This is a genomic window from Flavipsychrobacter stenotrophus, assembly GCF_002954265.1.
In the GTDB taxonomy this organism is placed as follows: Bacteria; Bacteroidota; Bacteroidia; order Chitinophagales; family Chitinophagaceae; genus Flavipsychrobacter; species Flavipsychrobacter stenotrophus.
In genome coordinates this window covers 334,191-354,988 of the sequence record NZ_PPSL01000004.1, presented here as the reverse complement: position 1 = coordinate 354,988, position 20,798 = coordinate 334,191, and the positions used below count along the sequence as shown (strand labels likewise).

At 42.1% G+C, this 20,798-nt stretch carries 17 protein-coding genes; 2 read left to right on the top strand and 15 right to left on the bottom strand.

Going from position 1 to position 20,798, the window contains the following annotated elements; all coding sequences use genetic code 11:
* Window positions 1-76 precede the first annotated feature (76 nt).
* Entirely contained in the window at window positions 77-313 is a 237-nt protein-coding gene (locus tag CJD36_RS15920) for a Sec-independent protein translocase subunit TatA/TatB (RefSeq protein WP_240609368.1), read from the top strand.
* 104 nt (window positions 314-417) lie between these two features.
* Window positions 418-1,599: a lytic transglycosylase domain-containing protein gene (locus CJD36_RS15915; RefSeq protein WP_105040188.1), complete on the top strand. Its 1,182-nt coding sequence runs from the start codon at window positions 418-420 to the stop codon at window positions 1,597-1,599.
* Between the two features lie 266 nt (window positions 1,600-1,865).
* Here the strand turns inward: CJD36_RS15915 and CJD36_RS15910 are convergent, their stop codons facing one another.
* The 15 genes from CJD36_RS15910 to dnaE form a co-directional block, all read right to left on the bottom strand.
* A complete protein-coding gene (locus CJD36_RS15910) occupies window positions 1,866-2,996 on the bottom strand; it encodes an acyltransferase family protein (protein WP_105040187.1) in 1,131 nt (376 codons plus the stop codon).
* 170 nt (window positions 2,997-3,166) lie between these two features.
* Window positions 3,167-4,411, bottom strand: a complete 1,245-nt coding sequence (locus tag CJD36_RS15905) for an MFS transporter (protein WP_105040329.1) — start codon at window positions 4,409-4,411, stop codon at window positions 3,167-3,169.
* A 78-nt stretch (window positions 4,412-4,489) separates the two neighbouring features.
* A complete protein-coding gene (locus CJD36_RS15900; RefSeq protein ID WP_105040186.1) occupies window positions 4,490-4,714 on the bottom strand; it encodes a hypothetical protein in 225 nt (74 codons plus the stop codon).
* 36 nt (window positions 4,715-4,750) lie between these two features.
* Window positions 4,751-5,347: a TetR/AcrR family transcriptional regulator gene (locus CJD36_RS15895; protein ID WP_105040185.1), complete on the bottom strand. Its 597-nt coding sequence runs from the start codon at window positions 5,345-5,347 to the stop codon at window positions 4,751-4,753.
* A gap of 117 nt (window positions 5,348-5,464) precedes the next feature.
* Window positions 5,465-6,889 carry a sugar transferase gene (locus CJD36_RS15890; protein WP_105040184.1) on the bottom strand — a complete coding sequence of 475 codons (1,425 nt, stop codon included), beginning with the start codon at window positions 6,887-6,889 and terminating at the stop codon, window positions 5,465-5,467.
* A gap of 3 nt (window positions 6,890-6,892) precedes the next feature.
* Window positions 6,893-7,741 (bottom strand): hypothetical protein, encoded by an 849-nt coding sequence (locus CJD36_RS15885; protein WP_133162667.1) that lies wholly within the window; start codon window positions 7,739-7,741, stop codon window positions 6,893-6,895.
* Between the two features lie 79 nt (window positions 7,742-7,820).
* Window positions 7,821-8,675 (bottom strand): hypothetical protein, encoded by an 855-nt coding sequence (locus CJD36_RS15880; RefSeq protein ID WP_105040182.1) that lies wholly within the window; start codon window positions 8,673-8,675, stop codon window positions 7,821-7,823.
* A gap of 35 nt (window positions 8,676-8,710) precedes the next feature.
* A complete protein-coding gene (locus tag CJD36_RS15875) occupies window positions 8,711-9,697 on the bottom strand; it encodes a Gfo/Idh/MocA family protein (RefSeq protein ID WP_105040181.1) in 987 nt (328 codons plus the stop codon).
* A 114-nt stretch (window positions 9,698-9,811) separates the two neighbouring features.
* Window positions 9,812-10,714, bottom strand: a complete 903-nt coding sequence (locus CJD36_RS15870) for a hypothetical protein (RefSeq protein ID WP_105040180.1) — start codon at window positions 10,712-10,714, stop codon at window positions 9,812-9,814.
* Between the two features lie 159 nt (window positions 10,715-10,873).
* Window positions 10,874-11,890 carry a type IX secretion system ring subunit PorN/GldN gene (gene porN / locus CJD36_RS15865; protein ID WP_105040179.1) on the bottom strand — a complete coding sequence of 339 codons (1,017 nt, stop codon included), beginning with the start codon at window positions 11,888-11,890 and terminating at the stop codon, window positions 10,874-10,876.
* 21 nt (window positions 11,891-11,911) lie between these two features.
* The gene (gene porM / locus CJD36_RS15860; RefSeq protein ID WP_105040178.1) at window positions 11,912-13,456 is read right to left on the bottom strand and encodes a type IX secretion system motor protein PorM/GldM; all 1,545 of its coding nucleotides are present in this window, start codon (window positions 13,454-13,456) and stop codon (window positions 11,912-11,914) included.
* A 37-nt stretch (window positions 13,457-13,493) separates the two neighbouring features.
* Window positions 13,494-14,237, bottom strand: coding sequence for a GldL-related protein (locus tag CJD36_RS15855; RefSeq protein ID WP_105040177.1), 744 nt, complete (start codon window positions 14,235-14,237; stop codon window positions 13,494-13,496).
* Between the two features lie 71 nt (window positions 14,238-14,308).
* A complete protein-coding gene (locus tag CJD36_RS15850; protein WP_161499338.1) occupies window positions 14,309-15,877 on the bottom strand; it encodes an SUMF1/EgtB/PvdO family nonheme iron enzyme in 1,569 nt (522 codons plus the stop codon).
* A 666-nt stretch (window positions 15,878-16,543) separates the two neighbouring features.
* Window positions 16,544-16,864, bottom strand: a complete 321-nt coding sequence (gene trxA, locus CJD36_RS15845; protein WP_105040175.1) for a thioredoxin — start codon at window positions 16,862-16,864, stop codon at window positions 16,544-16,546.
* Between the two features lie 171 nt (window positions 16,865-17,035).
* Window positions 17,036-20,650 (bottom strand): DNA polymerase III subunit alpha, encoded by a 3,615-nt coding sequence (dnaE, locus tag CJD36_RS15840; RefSeq protein ID WP_105040174.1) that lies wholly within the window; start codon window positions 20,648-20,650, stop codon window positions 17,036-17,038.
* Between the last annotated feature and the right edge of the window lie 148 nt (window positions 20,651-20,798).

Genomic DNA, 20,798 nt, shown 5'->3' with positions numbered 1-20,798 from the left:
GTTATATCGGCTAAAAGAATTAGCTTTGCCTTAAACCCTGATGAAATTATTATAAACAGTTTTAATCTAATCTAGTATGACAATATTGAATGTTAATCCGCTTTTGCTTACATGGATGCCTACGGGTGGTGAAATGATCGTTTTATTGCTGATCATTGTTGTGTTGTTTGGTGGTAAGAAAATACCGGAATTGGCTAAAGGTCTTGGTCAGGGTATCCGTCAGTTCAACGAAGCTAAAGACGGTATCAAAACTGAGATCGAATCAGGCATGAAAGAAAAAGAAAAGATCAACAACACTACTAACAACGCATAGTACAATACCTAACAGGCTGGTATACCCCAAATAGAATCATCCATTTTGTAGGCTTCCCTTCTCGTACAGGGTTGCATGCTTCACCGCTTAAACAACGATCAAACATGCAATGTAAAGTTCTTTTGACAAGTATTTTCATTACACTTTCTGCTGCTTCAGCAATGGCTCAGCAGAAAATTATAGCCAAACCTATTGCAAAAGCAGGTAAGGCAGACTCATCTCTATCAACCGGCATCAAACCTAAGACTACCAATGGTTTGCTTGCCGCCAACACTCAGGAAAAACTACCTTATAACCATGTTCCCCTGGCAGGCGAAAAAGCTTACTTTGGTGAGAAAGACGAATATGTGAACGACTTTGTACGCAAGTACATGGAGATCCATAACCGCACCCTCAGCAGCGTACAGAGCAATAGCGCTACCCCATTCTCTGTAATGGACAATGTGCTGGAGCAGAAGAAAATGCCCAAGGAACTGAAGTATCTGGCAGTTATAGAATCAGCACTCAATCATAAAGCAGTATCTCATGCCGGCGCCGTAGGGCCTTGGCAGATGATGGAAACAACAGCCCGTATGATGGGTCTGACCGTTAATCGTAAGAACGATGAGCGTACAGACTGGAACAAATCTACTGCTGCTGCTACCAAGTATCTCGATCTTTTGTACAGCCAGCTCAATGACTGGTTATTGGTTGTAGCCGCTTATAACAGCGGTCCTACACCGGTACTGAGGGCTATAGAAAAAACAGGTAGTCACAATTTCTGGGACATCAAGGAATACCTGCCACGCGAAACTCAGGGCCACGTTCTGGCTTTCATAGCTACTGCAAGTATCTTCGAAAACCTCAGCAAATTCATCAGCCTGGGTAGTATTCCGGTAGACTTTAAGTTCAGCAAAGACAAAGATGAAGAAGCTGCAATAAAGGAAATGATAGCCGCTACTATGGCTGCCAACGGTACAGCACCTGCTACACCGGGCAAACCAGGTACTGTAGCTGCTACAACGCCTGTTCCAGTAAAAAAGGTAGTAGCATTTACCGATGATGAGCTGAAGAACATGAACATCCTCAGCATCAGTCAGCCTATATCTTTCGATGTACTGGCTATAGAGCTGGGCATAGACAAGAAGCTCATGGCTCGCTGGAATCCTGACTACGACCAGTTTGCCTTCCACAATTTTGCAGGTGGCACTTACAAGCTACGCATACCAAAAGACAAAACAGACGTTTTCCTTCAAAAGAAACTATACCTCACCAAGAAGTCAGCAGATTTTTTCGCAGGTAAATAAGGAAAGAAAGATACAATAAGAAATCCCCGCTATACGTTGTGTAGCGGGGATTTTGCTTTTGTTGCTGTATGTCTGATAACACCGCTTAGGCCTCAAAATGCTACGTTCAGAACATATCATTGCACCGCAGGTGCAAAAGGTTTGTAGCATTGCAGCCCCCTCTCTTACCCGCGAGCCGTAGGTTCGCGCCCATTAGAATCAATGATGTTTTTAATTTCCAATCGATATAAGGAGAGTCAATTAACATCCAATATCGCAACTGCAAACTAACCCAATGGCTTAACTACAACCTCATCATTATTCCCAAAGAATTTCTTTAGCTTTAAGAATGGCCGCTCTATGATGTAGTAGGAACATGCAGAGAGCGCAATTACCAGTACTATATGCAGCCAATAGAAAAAGTGGGAGTCGTTAACAAGTAAGTTAAGTGCCGGAAAACCGGTGGTTATCTTGCTGAGAAAATCGTTCAACTGGCAATACACGAGCGCATTGTACACGTAGTGATACAAGTAAATACCATAACTGATCCTTCCTACAAACGTAAGGAGCCTGTTCTCAAGAAAGTGACGCCTAAAAAATGACGGCCTGGCATTGACCACAAGGCTTATGAGCCATGCCGCTAAGATGCTGGTGATCGTCTTTGAGAAAATAAAACCATGGGTGGTAACACGCATAAACGCACCTATCTTCCAATATAAATAGATGGCCAGCGCAAAGCCTCCGGCCCATTTCAGCCACTGTTGAAAACGGACACGGTACTTTTCATTCATCTGAGAGTAAGCCAACAGACCGCCGATACCAAATGAATCAAAGCAATTAAAGACCAGTAGCGGGCCCATGTGGCCCCTTATATCCATGCAATACCAGGTACTTACTATGCCAGTGAGTATAGAAAACAGGAAGACATATTTGAGATATTTTTTACTGACAAAAATGATCAGCCATGGCCAGAATAAATAGAACTGCTCCTCCACACACAGGGTCCATACGTGAGAAAATGAATTCCACTGATTAGTGCGGTAACAGAGGATGTTAGTAGTGTAAGTAAGGTGATAGAAGAAAATATCTCTTATACCAGTATAGTTGATAGCATAAAGAAAGAACAGTAGCAGGAAATAGATGGGGAAGATGCGTAAGGCACGCCGCATAAAGAAGTTAGCTACCATCGACTTGGTTCCAACCTCATGTTCATCCCTTTCTTTGAGCAATATACCGGTTATCAAAAACCCGCTCAACACAAAAAAAAGGAACACACCAAAACCACCGTCAGGGATAATAACCTCTTTAATAAATCGGCCGTTGGGTACAGTATCATCAAACCAAACACCCTTGTGCTCGATCATTACAAACAATACAGCAAAAGCCCTGAGGGTGTCGAAACCTTTAATATATTTCACATGAGGGTTTTGCAGTAAAGATATAATTCTGCAATTATTTTACTACACTTTCATAACTATAATCTTCTCCTACTTCCTTTCCGCTATGTTCATAAAAATAGAATGTCGTTTCCAAACTCCGGTGATTAACGGTGTATGGAAACGACAAACAAGTAGTTTAATTACAGCGGTTACACTACCTTCTCTTTCAGCTTATTCTTTACGATCACACTTACCCTGTAAATCATTAATATGCTCAGTACGCTTACACCCACTATTATGTAACCCAGTGTATTGTAATGCTCTAGTGGCGATGTCTTGGTCTTTTGTACTACTACCATTCCGGCAAATGCTGCGGCTATACCACCTGCTATCTGCTGCAGAGATGAGTTGATACTCATGAATGCGCCCCTGTCTTTCATTTCGGGCAGTGAAGTGGTAAGTGCGCTCGAAGGTATCATACGGCTCATTATGCCCATCATCATAAGTACGTTGAAGATGATTACCAGCCACAGCGGCGTTACAGACAAGTTGGTGTAGATCACCACCATCACTGCCATCCATGAAGATGCTATGGCAAACAATATAAACTTGTCGACTTTGTCACTGAATTTACCAATCAGCGGCATAATTACAAGTGAACTTACACCCGACATCATAAACAATATGAACAATTTGTCTTGTGGTATATGCAGATTATTTACCGCAAACGCGCTGCCAAATGGCATCATCATAAAGCCCCCTATCGACAACAAAGCGGTGGAAAGAAACCCTATACGGTAATTCCTGTCGGCAAGGGTGTGCCACAGGTGCAGAAATACATTCTTATCGTTCTTCACCTCCAGGTGTTTTGTTACCGGTTGCAGCTTCACTACTATAAGCACCAGTACCAGAGCTGCCAACCCGGCAACCATTATAAATGGCAGGTGCCATCCCCAATAGTTGGCAATGTAGAGACTTATAGGCACACCCAATACCTGGCTGGCGCCAAACCCCATTTGTATAAAACCCATTACCCTACCTCTGTGATGTATATCGAACAGGTCTGCCATTATTGCCATAGATACTGAGCCAATAACCCCGCCGAAAAGCCCGGTAATAATGCGCGCGGCTATCAGCAATTCGTATGAATCGGCTAACCCGCAAAAAATAGTACCGAGTATAAAACCGGTATAGAAAAAGAGCAGCAATTTTTTCCTGTCATACTTATCGGCAAAGCCTGCTGTGAGCAAACCTGATACACCTGCACTAAATGCATAAGCCGATACTGCGAAACCAAACTGTGAAGTTTTAAGGTTCAGTGCCTTCATCATAAGGTCACCCATTGGCGACATGACCATAAAGTCTAGTATCACGGTAAATTGAGTAACCGCCAATATAAAAATGACGAACTTCTGATAGGCTGAAAATGGTATTTTTTCTGTGTTTTGTTTCATTTTTTGTGATATTAAATAGCGGCCCATTTCATAACGGGTGCCGCTATGTTCATTAAATAATCAGGAGAATAGTATATGTTAGTCTTTCAGCTCTTCGCAATGATAGCCGCAACCTCTTACCATATCAATTACATGATTGTGGGTAAGCCTTGGTGAGATAACCCTGAGGATACAATCCTCGTCCTGCTGGTCTACCGTCCACTGCTCTATGTGCGGATGAATATCGAGAATTCGCTCCACAGCAAATTTGTCGGAGGCTGTTTTTATATTGGACTTGAATAGAAGTATGTTTTCTGTGTTCATGGTTAGTGTGTTTTAATAGTAATGTAATAGATAGGTTCATTTAGATGGCGTAAGTGCTTTTACCACAAGATCGAAGGTGCGCCACATAATATCCTCGTTCAGCACAAAAGGTTTTCCACCCAGACTACGGCCTTCATGATGAAATCTTAACAGTGAATAAAGAGGTGCATATGCCACTGACCAATATACTTCAAGGGGCATGGCATCTACTTCTTTATTCTTTATAGCCTTCTGCATAAACGTACCCATCTTAGCCTTAAAATCACAGATAATACACTCCATCACTTTATCCTGGTAGGTAGAAGTACGCAACTGTTCAAAAAAAGCACTTGCAACAGGGTTTTCAAGTATATACCTCGATCTGTTCTCCCATTGTTTACGCAAGCCCTCTGCAAAAGACAACTCAGGATCAAAATCCCCTAAGGTAATCTCTCCCATTCTTTTGGCTTCTTCCAAAGCTATTTCTGTGATCAGATCGTCTTTGTCTTTGTAATAGATGTATAAGGTAGCAACAGATATACCGCAGGCACGAGCCAGTTTATTGACACTGAAGCCTTCAAAGCCATCGGAAACTACCATTTCCATGGCCTTTTGCTTTACTAACTGTACCTTTTCCTCGTTCCTTACCCTCATCCAAATAATTTAGCTCGAACAAAGATAAGTGAACGTTCGCTTACTTAAAGAAAAGAGCAATATTATTTTTTACAATAACAATTGAAGGTTGAAAACGAGGACAATAAAGAAGTGAAACTACTTGCCCCTACCCTGGAAGATAACAATAAAGGTGTAGAGGATGATCTTGATATCGAGTGCCAGGGAGCAATTCTCAATATAGAGCAGGTCGTAACGCATACGATCTATCATTTCATCCACATTTTCGGCATAGCCGAATTGCACCATACCCCATGAAGTAAGTCCCGGCTTTACTTTATGCAAATACTTGTAGTGAGCATGTGCCTGGCTGATAATATCTATGTAATGCTTGCGTTCTGGCCTTGGGCCAACCAGCGACATATCCCCCTTCACAATGTTGAAGAATTGTGGCAGCTCATCTATGCGCCATTTACGCATGAATCTACCCCACTTGGTAATCCGACTATCAGTCTTGCTGGATAATGCAGGACCACCGCTCTCCGCATCAACAAACATTGATCTGAACTTAAGAATATAGAAGGGACGGCCAAACAGACCTATGCGTTGCTGCTTGTAAATGATTGGCCCCTTAGATGAGAGCAGCACCATAATAGCAGTAAATATCAGGAAAGGAGATAATGCTATGAGTGCGGAACTTGAAATAATAATATCTATTACCCGCTTGCAAACACGCTGCCAATCGGGCATAAGGTCGGGGTGAATGTGTATCAGTACCGCATCATATACGTTACTGGTCTTTACCGATCCACTCAATATATCATAATAATCAGGCAGGACCTTTACTACAACTGGCCTGTAACATAGGCGGGTGAGTATATTCTCCAGCAGGTGATGTTCTGAAGAGTCGACGGCTACTATTACCTCTTCTATCTCATGTTTATCTATTATGCTTTCCAGCTCAGACAAATGCCCCAACTGCGGCAGAAACTTGCTCATGCCATTGCTGGCTTCTTTATTTGAATAAATAAAGCCAAGGAAAATATTACCCAAAACTTTGGGATTCTCTAATACCTGTTTGTAAATATTGATGGCTTGTTGATTACCGCCAATGATCAAAGTATTAAATCCAACTTTGCCCTTTACGAGGTTGGCCTTTACTCTGTAGAGAATAAACAACCTGAACACCAGCGTAATTACTGTTTGTATCAGCAGATAATGACCTATGGCATTGGTGAAGTAGGAATAATCGCCCTTATCATCTGCAAACACTATAACGGAAACAAGTGTGCAGCCCAGTATGCAAGATATAAGCGTACGGTTGATCTCATTAAGTCTCGACTTTCTATACAGGTCGAAATAAGTACCTGAAAGCAGGTAGAGAATAAACCAACCTATAGGTATTATTACAAGCGTGTTAAGAACGTCTCTGAATAAGAAGATCTTTAATGTTTCTACATAATCGATCTTCAGCAACAGATTCTGACGGTATACCCAAAAGGTAAACCATGCCAGCGCCGAGGCAGCATAATCCAGCAGTATCAACTGCCTTATAGCGTTCTTTTTAACAGGGCTTAACTGCATGGGTTAATCGAAATATACCAATTGAATGTTGTCTATTAATACTGTGCCTGAAGACTGTCCTGCGGGGAGTTCAGTCTTTATATAAAAATTGTAGCCTGTGGCCTGATATTGCGCTTCAAAGTCTTTTACCGATAAGTAGAATTTCTGCCAATGATCGCTCGGGTATATGCCGGCTAGGTAATATTTTGTGTAGAGCGTTCCTAGGCTGGCTTTCAATCCCACCGAAAATGGAATCGTGCACTTATAATCAAATTCAATGTATGCGTCTTTACCAAGTGGAATTGCAAACTGAGCTATTGATCCTATCTCAGACAACGAATCTTTCGCGTTTAATGTAACACTTCCTGTTCCACCCACGCGCTCAATTTTTGTACCTGCATCCACCTTAAAAGGTGTTACCAGATCAGAATCAAAATTGGCAATTACAGTACACCTGCTCGACGGATAGCAGGTAGTCGTAGGACTATAATGTATGGTCTTACCAGGTTGACTAATTAGAGAGCTGGTATCACTCAGGTAAAAGGGGTAAGTAGCAAGAAAATTATTCAGACCAGAAACCGACACACCAGGTCTAAGTGTCAGTATTCCTGTACCATTAGCCAAAACCGGAATATCTGCAGGAAGATCAAAGACGCCAATAGGGCTGTTATTATAATATGCCCATACGGAGTTTATTTGATGAGATGTTGCAATATGCTTCAATGATGGAGGAAGAGCACTGAATTTAAATGAATCTACATGTACATAAGTAGGTATCGACCCTTTATCCTTACTTGCATTGCAGCTCATAACGGCGAAACCCGGTACAAAACAAAGCAATAAGTATATTAATCTGGTATAGATCCCTGTCATATTTTTTACTTCACTCCCTAATAACGCAATATTATCGTAAACATTGTACGGTATTTGTACAAATACAATTCACCAACACCTAATCGAAATATACCAATTGAATGTTGTCAATCATTACCGTCCCCGTTGTTTCTCCGGCTGGTAAAGCTGTCTTTATGTAAAAGCTGTAATTGGTAGCCTGGTATTGTGCCTCAAAGTCTTTTACCGATAAGTAGAACTTCTGCCAATGATCGCTCGGGTATATACCGGCCATATAATAAATTGTAAAAATAGATGCCAGATTAGCCCTCAACCCTACAGCGAAAGGAACAGTGCATTTATAGTCAAACTCTATATAGGCATCCTTATTAAGAGGTATAGCAAACTGCGTGTATGAGCTATCTTCAGACAATGTATCGTTAGGTGCAGTAAGCGTTATAACTCCATTTTTATCGCTATTGATAGTCATTGGAACTGAGCCACTAACCAACTTAAAACGAGTACCGGTTGACGGCTCAAATTTTGAAATAAAACTGAACTTGGTTGAAGTATAATAAGACGTCTTGGGCAAGTAAGTCAACGTTTTGCCGGGCTGTGGAATCAAAGTACTTGTATCGCTTGTATAAAAAGGATAAGTTGCCAGAAAATTATTCAACCCTGATACAGATATGCCTGGCCTCAATGTGAGTTTACCATTGCCATTGGTAATCACCGGTATATTAGCAGGAAGATCGAAAACGCCAATAGGGCTATTGTTATAAAAAGCCCATACTGAATTGATCTGGTGGGTATTGGCAACATCCGCAGGCAATGACGCTACCGGATTGAATGCAAATGAGTCAATATGCACGTAAGTAGGTATAAGACTTGCATCCTTTTTAGTACAACTTGCCCCTGCTAAACCTAATATAACTATCAGTAATAAATATCTTGATGTAGTGTAAATACCTGTCATAATTTTTACTTCACTCAGTATAACGCAGTATAGCGCTAAACATTGTGCATTTCATTGTGTAAACTCATTTTTTTCAAGATCTGGTGCGCAACATCCATTGCATGATAACCGTCGAGCACAGAAACACGCACAGGTTTGTTATTAACAATGGCAGACGCAAATTCCTCCAACTCGGTTCTTATTGCGTTCAGGTTACTCACTTCAGGCATCTGCACCGATATGATCTTCTTTTCACCATTTCCTACCTCAATAGGGAAATCCATCATCCCCTCCGGCACATCTGTATCTTTCAGCCTTATGATCTCTGTCTTTTTCTCCAGGAAGTCGATACCAATATAGGCATCGCGCTGGAAAAGGCGCACCTTACGCATTTTCTTCAATGATATTCTGCTACTCGTCAAATTGGCAACACAGCCGTTATCAAACTCTATGCGGGCATTAGCAATATCTGCATTTTCACTTAATACTGATACGCCACTTGCCGATATGCGCTTCACGGGCGATTTTACCAGACAAAGAACAATATCAATATCATGGATCATCAGATCAAAGATCACCGAAACGTCAGTACCACGTGGATTGAATTGTGCCAGCCTATGTGCCTCTATAAACATGGGCTGCACGTTTATGTCACCCAATGCAAGGAAAGCCGGGTTATACCTTTCAACATGGCCGATCTGGCATTTTACGTTAGCTTCTTTCACCAGCTTTACCAGCTCCTTACCTTCCTCAAGGTTGTGAGCCAGCGGCTTTTCTATAAAAAGATGCTTTCCCGATAGCAGGCAGCGCTTAGCCAATTCGTAATGAGAGGTAGTTGGGGCAACAATGTCTATCGCATCCACAGCAGCTATTAACGCATCAAGATCGGTGTACCTTGGCACCTGATACTGAGATATTGTTGAAGCTGCCTGTACATCACTTGGATCATAAAATCCTACCAATTCCACACCTTCTATTTCCTGCCATTGCTGGATGTGTATCTTACCTAAATGACCGGCACCTAGTACTCCTACCTTTAACATGAAGAAAATAATATTATGTAATAACCCGTATCAAAATGATGATGCAAGTTACTGATTAAAGTGTTAGCAATAAATCAAAAAACTGAGCGTATAGAAATGAAAGTAGCCTATCAATTATCCATTAACCCGCTCCTTATAGCGGAAGATAACCTGCTTTATGTTGTTTACCTTGGTAGTACCAATGATCACTTCACAATCCGATGAGAAAAATCTGTATTCAAATTCATGACAATCCTGGTCCAGCAAAGCACCATTGTTTTTGTATAGCAGCTTTTTCAGGTAAGATATCTTGGTACTGAGCGATGGTTTTTCGGGGATATTTATCACCTGCGATCTGAAACACTTTACTGGCGCATCTCCACCCGGCTCCTGAAATTTTTTGGTCACCTTAAACTCCGGAAAGAATACGGTACGTTCTTTCAGCTTACCGGCAGCATTATAGTAAAAATTCTCAACGTGCACCACGTCCTTATTATTGTCATTTAGCCTTATTTCCTTGTAGCGCACATTGTTCTTATCATAGTATGTCTTTGTATAAAACTCTACCCTGCCATTGAAATAAGAAACCTCACTAACTATGAAATCGCCATTTTTATCGGTTGAGTAGTCATACGTCTTCTTAAAATTATTACTGTTCAACCTATTGTCTTCGTACTGATAAGTCTTCCTGTTCTTATCGTCGTACTTATACTCCTTCATCACCTGTACAAGGTTGTCCTTATACTCTTCAGTCTTTACCAGCTTCTTTTTAGCGTTATAATAGTTAGCAGTCTGGTATTTATTATTATCTCTGAATGGGTAAGAAATTGTCAATGTTGCGGCACTGTCTGGTGCTATAAACGTTTTTGTGCTATCTGCAAGGTATAGTCTGAAACTATCTGAATAGGTGTAACTGTAAGTAAATTCATGAACGATCATTGCTGTTTTGTAGGTTGTCCAACCACACTTGAAAGTAGACTGAGCCTGTAAGCAAACTCCTTGCACCAGCAATAAAAAAGTAATAAGTAGTTTGTTCATCTATATTATTTAAGATACCGGTACAATATCGACATTAATAAAAACAGCGGCAAAAGTATTTAATAACACTGTGTGGATATTGTAGTTGCAAGCAACTATTACGCCAAAACAAAAAGGTGTGTCTTTTCAGACACACCTTTTATAAAAAACGTTTCAGAATTAAGAGAATTTCCAAAGGTTTCTTTTGTAGCGGGCGATCTCGCGCTCGATACGATTAGATTCCTTGATCTGACGCTCTTTGTCCGGATACTTGTCCTTGATCCTCATATTAGCAGGATTGGACTCCTTAGTAATAACAGATTTGAATGCGCGCTGAATAAAGATATCATCAAAGCTGATGTTGTAGATATCTCTCTGCGGATCAACAACTTCTCTTGCTGCAAACAAAGCACGGCACTGCTTGAAGTTAAGGTAGAAAGGATGCGTGTCTCCGATGTCAACACCGGTAGTAGTCTTGTTCTTCTTCAATGGGCCTATGCCTATGATCTCAGTAACAACACGGCCACGAACCTTATCGAAGAAGATATCTTCTTTCAACTCGAACTTAGTAACTGAATCCGGATTGAAATCATTGGCAACGGTGTGTGTACCTTTCATTTCACCTGTAGCAGTATCAATATCAGTAACGATAGAACTGTCACGGAAACGACCCATTACCTTAACGTAGCTCAATTTCTTTTTGAAGTTTTCATCTTCATAAGCAACCAACTTACCCGCCTTGATACCGTCCATGATGAACTGTATCAAAGTTTCGTTAGGAATAGAGAAGATCCTGTTTTCAGAATCAGTAGTAGTGATCTCTCTCCAGATACGCTTGTAGAACTTCACACTGTTCTTATCTTCCTTAGGAAAAGGGAAAGGCTTAGCGCCTCTTAGCGTTGACAATTTCAAATAACCATCTGTTGGCTTTGCAGTATCCAAAACTATTGCCGTGAAGTCGAAAGAATCTGCTTCAGCAACAATTGCATCAGAGGTAGCTACACCTGTATCCTCAGGTGGAATACCCGCGTCGGCGACAGGAGCCGGTGGAGGCGGAGTGGCATCAGTTGTAGATGCGCCAGGGGTAGTTTTTTCAGTTTTAGCAGGCTTCTTTTTCTTCTTCTTCTGAGCCATCACATCAGAGCTGATGCCAACACATAAAAGAACCAGAACTGCAAAGATTATACTCTTCTTCATAAAAAATAATTTAATATTCAATTACTGCACAGTAAATATGATCGGCTCCAAAGGACGTTTGATACCGTCAGGACCTGTTGCAAAAATTTCGTCAAAATAAACCTTCGTACCCGCTGTCGCGCCTGTCAAAGCCGCCTTCATTGGTGCTGTAAGCAACATATTGCTTGACTCAAGGATTTGTGGATCCATGCGTGGCTTCTGCACGTACAACTTGAAGTGACCGATAACGAACTTTGTATCAAATTCGAAATCTTCCAAGGCTGCGAATATTCTGTCTGCAGAAGTCAACTGAGCGCGTGGAACATTACCACCACCCTTTCCTGCGAACTTAGCATGTGGAGAAGGCAAACGCTTGCAACGGAAATCTGATTCGCCCAACTTAACTTGTTTACCGGAACCATCTTCACCGAAGATACTCACCTTAACAACACCTGAGGTAGTTACATTAACGAGGAACTTACCCGGCGTACCAGCACTCTTAGCAGATCCGGCACTCATTGTTACTTTCAACTTTTCAGCTGGTGTACCCGGTGCAGAAACAGAAACCGGATTGTCCAAACCAATGTAGAACACATTCATCTTATCAGGAGAAACTACAGCAGATGGCTTAGCAACACGATACGATACTTCAGGAGTTTTCCACTCACCAATTGATCCATCAGCTTTCTTCATATGAAGCGTAGCAGACCATTTGAATTCACCTTCGTGTGAAGTGTTAACTGTATAAGTACCCTTACCACCGGTAACATTCAATTTCTGACCACCAACAGTGATATCAGGATTCAATGAATTACTGAATGCTGTAAGGAAAACTTCAGCAGAATATGGCTGACCTACCAATACATAACTGCTGGTTGTAGGTACAGCAAGTGCAGCATACTGGTCCAATACGAGGTCTGTCTTAGTTACATCACCCAGTATTTTTTTGATCGCTTCAGACTCAGTAGTCTTCAGATCAGCTTCTATCTTGGTCAATGCAGTGAACGCCGCTGTCAAAGGAATACCATCACCGAAATAAGTGTCGGCCCATTCCTTCTGCAATTCACCTTTTCTTTTCAGCGGATCGTCTGCATTCAAAGCCATCTTAAAGCCCGGACGATCTTTTTCATCCAACTGAGCAAGGATCAATGCTTTTGTTTCAGCGATCTTCTTTTTCAGTTCCTTAGCACGACCGTGAAGGATCATGACGTTTGGAGAAATTTCAACGTTATCACGTTGCTTATAATCACCTTCAGACTCGTCAAAACCACCGCACTCTTTTTCAAATATTGCTTTAGTATCGGTAATATACTTATCCAGGTCAGCAACTGCTGCCTTTACTTTCTGTGCTTTATCCCAGAATGGTTTTGCACGCGTTGGGTCATCTTTAAGTGTTGATGCTGCAAATGATGCAAAAGCTTTATCAATAGACGTCTGAACATTGCTGGTAGATGCCTCAAGGCCTACAGTAAGGTTTCTGAATGATTGAAGAACTTTTTCGGTTACTGTAGTAGCTGCAAGACCAAGCAATACTAGATACAATATACCCATCATTTTTTGCCGGGGGGTTTCATTTACTCCTGCCATGCTTTATAATTAGTTTTATTGAAATAATGGGATTAGATTAGTTCTTTCTGAAAGCATCAAGCTGCGCCTGGTAAACCTTGCTCAGATCAGTGATGTTCTTGTTGTAAGCCTTCATACCATTGGTAGCAGCTTCAAATTCTTTCAACATTGACTGAGAAGAAACTGTCATTGAATTGATAGCCTGAAGTGTTTTGCTGAATGTATCGAAGCTTGCATTCACTTCTGTCATGTTCTTAGCATAAACCTGCATACCCTTGCTTGCAGTTTCGAAATCCTTCAACATTGTAGAAGAAGCTACTGACATCTGATTGATAGACTGCAAAGTCTTACCAAATGCATCGAAACTTGTACCGATAGCAGAAACGTTATCACGGAATTTCTTGATATCTCCTGTAGCAGCTTCAATTTCCTTGAACATGTTCTGAGCTATTGCGCCAGTGTTTGCCACTGCATTAACTGATTCAACTGTTTTGTTGAACTGCTCAAAACCTTTGCTAAGCTTCTGTATTACAGCAGGACTGATAGCAGTAGCCAACAGATCATCAAGACCTGAATCTTTCTTCTTATCATCATGAGCATCAGGAGTTGCATCTGAACCTATTGCCGCAAAACCCATTATTGCGAACAATACTGACTCAGTCAAAAGACCAACCGCGATCATGATCTCACCACCCTTCAAGTGAAGGATCTTGAACATCAAACCAACGATAACGACGCTCGCACCCCATGAGATGACTGAATTAAGACCTATTTTTTTGCTTTTTTGAGGATTACTGCTCATAATTCAATAAATTTTAATGGATTAATTTAATTTTAGAGGATGTAATAAAGGTTATTGTACTTAGTTGAGATTTATTTCTTTTTAGATTTTTTACGTGTAGCGGTCATTTTGCTCAGAATTTCCGGAGCACCCATTACACACCTGAATCCTATGTAGCTATGAGCTGTTTCCTGAAGTTCGTATGCACGTGCATAAGGTCCCAGATCTTTCGCAGGGCTGTTAAATGAACCACCACGAATTACTTTACGCCTCATTGGCTCGCCGTCTGTAGAATCAGCATCGTAAGACAATACCGGGTTTACATCAGATACGAAAGCGAAAGTAGAAGGGCTGTATGCATCTTTTGTCCACTCAGCAACGTTACCACTCATACAATAAATACCGAACTCATTAGGAGTGTAAGACATTACCGGAACTGTAAACGCAGAACCATCACCTGTCAACTCACCTTCATCCTGCTTAAAGTTTGCAGTAAGACCTCTCCTATCAGAACCAACAACATTGTTTTCGTCGGCAATAACCGGGTCAAGAAACAGTGCATTGCTATCTACCTGAAGTGCTGCTGAATTGTCTACTGTCTTAGCGGCAGTTGATGTCCAACTTGAATTTGGATCATCATTCACAGCAGGAGTAGTACCGGCATCAGTAGTAGCAGGCTTTTCTTCTGCAGCTGCTTTCTTCTTCTTGCCTTTCTTCTCTTCCTTAGCATCTTCTTTTTTATCTTCTACAGGAGCCGTCTTAGCTACTGCCTTCATATCCTGCTGAGCAGCATACACCCACTGTGCTTCTGATGGGAGGCTGTAAGAAAGATGGTAGCTCTTCATATAATCAGCAACATTGCTGAAACTGCTTGCATTCTGAGACCTCCAGTAAGTGAATGCGTTGGCTTGTGGCCAAGTTACACCTACAACAGGATAATCTTCATACGGCTCGCTGGTAAAGTAATTTTCAACCAGGATGTCGGTCTGCGCATTAGGAAAATCTTTTGCCCATATCTCTTCATCAGGATAAACATTAACTGTAGAAGTAGCATAAGTACCTACTTTCAATTTAGGGTTTGTACCAGATGATCTGAGGAACCTGAAGCTAAAGAAAATTGAATCTCTCTTTACCTGACCTTTCTCATCAAGCATTGGCTTAAGTCTTTCTTTATAATCATCGTTCTCAAACAATGATTTATGATCTACATGAGCCCAGTTGATGCGTCTTTGCGGACCATTGCTAACCGGAGCCGCTGGTGCAGGACTTGTAGAATCGCCTGGCTTTACTTCGGCTGTCTTAGGCTCGTCTTTACTATCCTTAAAGAATTTGTCTTCGTCTTTCAAGTACTTAGTAATTGCAATTGAATCAACTACCCACTCAATGAACTGCCTGTACTGCTGGTTGGTAACCTCGGTCTTATCTATGAAATAAGAACTCAAACTCACTTTCTTAACAGAGTTGCTGTCTGAAGCCTGCTGACTATACTTAATAATGGTCGTACCACCCGGAACATACACCATTCCCGGAGGCGCGGACAGCTTTGATTGCTCATATGGCACAACAGGGCGAATGCGAGATTCGGTATGCTGTGCACTGGCGTAATGAGACAAGGAAGATGCCGTTAGGAATAATGACAATGCAAAATAAGTACTCTTCATATTCATACTAATTTTATTTAGTAAAGATTTTATATCTAATTCGTATTTGAAAATAAAAACGCCAGAAACACAATATAATCAAAGGTTTAGCGTCCTTTAAATAAGGAAGGAATATTGATAAAACTAACCTGAAAACACACCCACTACCACCGTTAAAACAATAATAACCAAACAAAAACAGGACTCTGTTTTCGTTGCTTACCTACCCTAGTTGCCGTAAAGATAAATAATGAAATTGGAATAGTAAAGAAAATTTATAAAAATAGGCTTGCATCGGGCATCATAGCGGAATTCTTACCCTTCGGTTGCCCGTGTACACTATAGCAATATCTGCAAAAAAAATGACAGAAATCAGTATTAACAATACTTTGGCCTTGTTGTTGCCGAAATTATAAAATGTGAATAACCTGTCAATAACACAAAATAATTTTATTGTTAAGCATTAATTTAAAACTACTTAATGATAACATATTTATGCTTTACATTATTTTAACTATAAGTTAGTGAGCATTCAACAACGTAATTTATATACTTCACTACCGGCCGAGATAGCGTAATTTAAAATGGACGCAATCACGACAAGAGACTAGTAAGCCCTCCATACAATAAATTTATAGGAGGGCTTACTCAATATTAGTACTCTATTTTTAGAGACATCTCATGCGATTAAGCGATGAGCTTCTGTATTTTCTTATCAAATACATTCTTTGGTGCTGCACCCAATTGCTTGTCTACAACCTTACCATCTTTAATGAATAATACACATGGTATGCTGGTGATACCGTAGTTAACTGATACGTTAGGATTTTCATCTACGTTAAGCTTTCCTACATTGATCTTGCCTTCATACTCTTTAGACAAAGCATCGATGGTTGGGCCTAACTGCAAACACGGACCACACCATGGTGCCCAGAAATCTACTACGGTCAATTTGTCTGCCTTTAATACGTCCGCTTCGAAATTCGAATCGGTATATACTGCTGCCATATTCTATGTTTTTAAAATTGTTTATGTTGTTTTGAAAGCACAAAGTTAATTCATTAATCAACGGCTTGTAAATAGTTTGGTATAATAGCACTATAAGGTATTCACATAGTTACTAACAATTTAACTTTTGCACCGCAACGCTATTACTTGAGTCGCCGATCAGGTTAACATCTACACCTTATCAAGCGCATATTTAATATAATCTGTTTCCTGGAGGAATTGGATCATTTCATCGTTGAGCTCCATTTTGAGTGTCTGTGATCTGAGTTTTACGGCATAGTTGGTCTCGGCATCGGATATATATATGTATAGTTCCGTATTGCCTGGGTATGTCTTTACGTTCTTTTCTATAAAGCTTACGAACAACTCATCTACCTTTTCCATAGGAACGTAGATGCTCACCTTCTTGGTCCATACTTTACGGATCTCATCGAGCAGGAGCATATTGCTTATGGAGAACTCCATAACGCCGGGGCGGTATTTATGTTCATCGTAAGTGCCCTGTATGAGTAGCTTCTGGCCGTTGACGAGGTAGTTACCATACTGCACATAGCTCTTTTCCCACAGCATGATCTCGTAGTTGCCGCTGTAGTCGTTGATGGTGAATTTACCGAACTTAGACCCCTTTTTAGAGGTCATGTGGCCAACATCTGTGATGTAGCCCGCTATGCGCAACGGACGGCCTTTATTTTCTTCCAGATCGCGGACCTGTGTAATGCCATAGTTATCCATCTCGAACTTAAAGCCATCGAGCGGATGGGCGGATAGATAAATACCTACCACTTCTTTTTCTCTGTCCAGCAATTCGGGCAAGCCCCACTTGTCGCAAGGAGGCATTATAGGTGGCTTCACTTCCGGCATAGCAGACTCACCAAACAAGCTGTTGGTAGCCACTGAAGAACTAGCCTGGAACTGGTTGCCAAAGCGCACCAGCCTATCCATACCTGTGATAGGATCATTTGCAGGTGCATAAAAGTACTGCGCCCTGTGCATGTCTGTAAAGCAATCTAATGCACCGGCAAGTACCAGGCTTTCCAGTGATTTCTTATTTACGGTACGTTGGTTGACGCGCTTGATGAGGTCATACACAGAGACGAATGGACCATTGGCTTCGCGCTCTGCTATAAGGTCTTCAACAGCTGCCTCACCTACGCCTTTAATGGCATTCATACCGAAGCGAACTACGTTCTCTTTGGCCACGGCGAAGCCCTTTAAACTTTCATTTACATCCGGACCAAGTACCTGCAATTCCATGCGCTGGCACTCTTCCATGTAAAACTTTATCTTTTCAATATTACCCTGGTTATTCAGTACCGCAGCCATATACTCGGCCGGATAGTGCGCTTTGAGGTAAGCCGTTTGATAGGCCACCAGAGCATAGCAGGTAGAGTGCGATTTATTGAAGGCGTATTGTGCGAAGGCTTCCCAGTCGGTCCAGATCTTTTGGAGCTTATCGGCAGGATGACCTTTTTTGCCACCACCCTCAATGAACTGCCCCTTCATCTTATCCAGTACTGCCTTCTGCTTCTTACCCATGGCCTTACGCAGTACGTCGGCATCGCCCTTGCTGAAACCGGCAAGACTCTGCGACAGCAACATCACCTGCTCCTGATACACGGTGATACCATAAGTATCTCCGAGGTATTCCTCCATGTCGGGCACATCATAGACTATCTCTTCCTGCCCGTGCTTACGCTTGATGTAGTTAGGGATGTACTCTATAGGACCCGGACGATACAGGGCGTTCATGGCAATAAGGTCATCGAACTTATCTGGCTTGAGCGCGATAAGGTGCTTCTGCATACCGGCACTTTCAAACTGGAACGTACCGTTGGTCTCTCCATTCTGGTAGAGCTCATAGGTCAGCTCATCATCGAGTGGCAGCAGGTCTATATCAATTTCAATGTTGTAATTTCTCTTGATGAGGGCCAGTGCATCTTTGATAATTGTAAGGGTCTTTAGCCCCAAAAAGTCCATCTTGATAACACCTGCGTTCTCGATCACATTACCTTCGTACTGAGTGATGAGCGCATCTACATCCTTCACCATAAATACAGGCAAAAGATCTGTAAGATCGCTTGGGGCAATGATGATACCCGCGGCATGTATACCGGTGTTACGTACAGAGCCTTCCAGCTTTACGGCGGCATGCAGCACCTCTCCATGAAGGGTAGGTTCATTGTAAATAGCACGGAGCCTGTTCACTCCTTCCATTTCATCGGCACCAAGTCCTTCTTTCTGCTCCAGTCCACCCTCTCCCTTTATATCGGCCAGTATCAATCGCTTAAGATTGATACCCGGACGCTCAGGTACCAGCTTGGCCAGCAGGTTACTTTCAGAAAGCGGCAGATCGAGCGTGCGAGCTACGTCTTTGATACTACTCTTGGCGGCCATGGTACCATAGGTAACGATCTGTGCCACCTGGCGCTTACCATATTTATCTACCACATAATCGATAACCTTCTGACGACCAACGTCGTCAAAATCGGTATCGATATCGGGCATACTCTTACGATCGGGGTTAAGGAAACGCTCGAACAGGAGCTTGTATTTGATAGGATCTATATTGGTGATACCTATACAAAATGCTACCGCACTACCGGCGGCCGATCCACGGCCGGGGCCAATGAATACACCCATATCGCGGCCAGCCTTAATGAAGTCGGATACGATAAGGAAGTAACCCGCAAAACCCATGGTGCGGATGGTGAACAGCTCAAACTTCAGTCGCTCTTCTACCTCGGCCGTAATTTCTACATACCTTTCTTTCGCACCCATCCATGTGAGGTGCTCGAGGAAGGCATTCTGATCATCGTGAAACTCATCGGGCACCACAAAGTGAGGCAGCAATATATCGCGCTCCAGCTTCAGCGGCTTTATCTTATCGAGAATGTGATTGGTATTGTCGATAGCCTGTGGCACGTCTTTAAAAAGATCGGTCATCTCGGCCTGTGTCTTGAAGTAGAACCTGTCGCTTGGGAAGGCGAAACGGCCACCCTTTACCGGGTTCTCTTCATCATCGCTCATCTCCTTCCACTTAGGGTCGCTCTGCTTGGCACCGGTGTTGATACACAGCAGGATATCATGCGCATTGGCATCGCCCTGATCTACATAGTGGCTATCGTTACTGGCTATTACCGGTACATTGTACTTGGCGGCAAAGCGCATGAGCACTTCATTTACCTTTATCTGGTCGGCAATGTCGTGGCGCTGTAGCTCAATATAATAGTCGTCGCCAAAGAGGTCTAACCACCATTTGAATTCTTTTTCTCCCTCGGCCTCTCCCTTCTTTAAAATAGTGCGGGGTACAGATGCTGCCAGGCAACATGTTGTTGCTATGAGCCCCTCGTGGTACTGCATGATCAGCTCCTTATCTATACGCGGATACTTACCATACAAGCCTTCTATATAGCCCAGTGAGCAAAGCTTCACCAGGTTCTTATACCCTATCTCATCTTTAGCCAGCATGAGCTGGTGATAGCGCACATCTTTATCGTCTTTAGAAAATGAGCGCTTGTGCCTGTTCTCCACCAGGTAAAACTCGCACCCCACAATAGGCTTGACTATAGGAGACAGAATATCCTTGCCCTCAGGTGTTTGCCCTATAACTTTTGTCTTCTTCCAGGCCTCTGCCACAAAATCGAAAGCGCCGAACATATTACCATGATCGGTAATGGCCATAGCGGGCTGGCCATCATTACGAGCCTTTTCATAGAGCTTGGAAATATTGGAAGCCCCATCGAGTAGGGAGAACTGAGTATGGTTATGTAAATGGGAGAATTTCATGTTTTCTTGTGCACTTGCGCCAATTTTTGCGGCACTCTTTCAGCGTATTACAAAGTAACGAAATTATGGGGAGGGGTGGAAAATGAGTTTTCCACACGGGTGGTTTGTCTGAATCAAGATGGTCTGGATTTTAGGAAAAGGAGGATGC

Excerpts from the sequence above, each read along its gene's own strand:
- CJD36_RS15920 (WP_240609368.1), top strand. The coding sequence starts at position 77 with ATGACAATATTGAATGTTAATCCGCTTTTGCTTACATGGATGCCTACG.
- CJD36_RS15915 (WP_105040188.1), top strand. The coding sequence starts at position 418 with ATGCAATGTAAAGTTCTTTTGACAAGTATTTTCATTACACTTTCTGCT.
- CJD36_RS15905 (WP_105040329.1), bottom strand. The coding sequence starts at position 4,411 with ATGAAACAAAACACAGAAAAAATACCATTTTCAGCCTATCAGAAGTTC.
- CJD36_RS15900 (WP_105040186.1), bottom strand. The coding sequence starts at position 4,714 with ATGAACACAGAAAACATACTTCTATTCAAGTCCAATATAAAAACAGCC.
- CJD36_RS15895 (WP_105040185.1), bottom strand. The coding sequence starts at position 5,347 with ATGAGGGTAAGGAACGAGGAAAAGGTACAGTTAGTAAAGCAAAAGGCC.
- CJD36_RS15890 (WP_105040184.1), bottom strand. The coding sequence starts at position 6,889 with ATGCAGTTAAGCCCTGTTAAAAAGAACGCTATAAGGCAGTTGATACTG.
- CJD36_RS15885 (WP_133162667.1), bottom strand. The coding sequence starts at position 7,741 with ATGACAGGGATCTATACCAGATTAATATACTTATTGCTTTGTTTTGTA.
- CJD36_RS15880 (WP_105040182.1), bottom strand. The coding sequence starts at position 8,675 with ATGACAGGTATTTACACTACATCAAGATATTTATTACTGATAGTTATA.
- CJD36_RS15875 (WP_105040181.1), bottom strand. The coding sequence starts at position 9,697 with ATGTTAAAGGTAGGAGTACTAGGTGCCGGTCATTTAGGTAAGATACAC.
- CJD36_RS15870 (WP_105040180.1), bottom strand. The coding sequence starts at position 10,714 with ATGAACAAACTACTTATTACTTTTTTATTGCTGGTGCAAGGAGTTTGC.
- porN (WP_105040179.1), bottom strand. The coding sequence starts at position 11,890 with ATGAAGAAGAGTATAATCTTTGCAGTTCTGGTTCTTTTATGTGTTGGC.
- porM (WP_105040178.1), bottom strand. The coding sequence starts at position 13,456 with ATGGCAGGAGTAAATGAAACCCCCCGGCAAAAAATGATGGGTATATTG.
- CJD36_RS15855 (WP_105040177.1), bottom strand. The coding sequence starts at position 14,237 with ATGAGCAGTAATCCTCAAAAAAGCAAAAAAATAGGTCTTAATTCAGTC.
- CJD36_RS15850 (WP_161499338.1), bottom strand. The coding sequence starts at position 15,877 with ATGAAGAGTACTTATTTTGCATTGTCATTATTCCTAACGGCATCTTCC.
- trxA (WP_105040175.1), bottom strand. The coding sequence starts at position 16,864 with ATGGCAGCAGTATATACCGATTCGAATTTCGAAGCGGACGTATTAAAG.
- dnaE (WP_105040174.1), bottom strand. The coding sequence starts at position 20,650 with ATGAAATTCTCCCATTTACATAACCATACTCAGTTCTCCCTACTCGAT.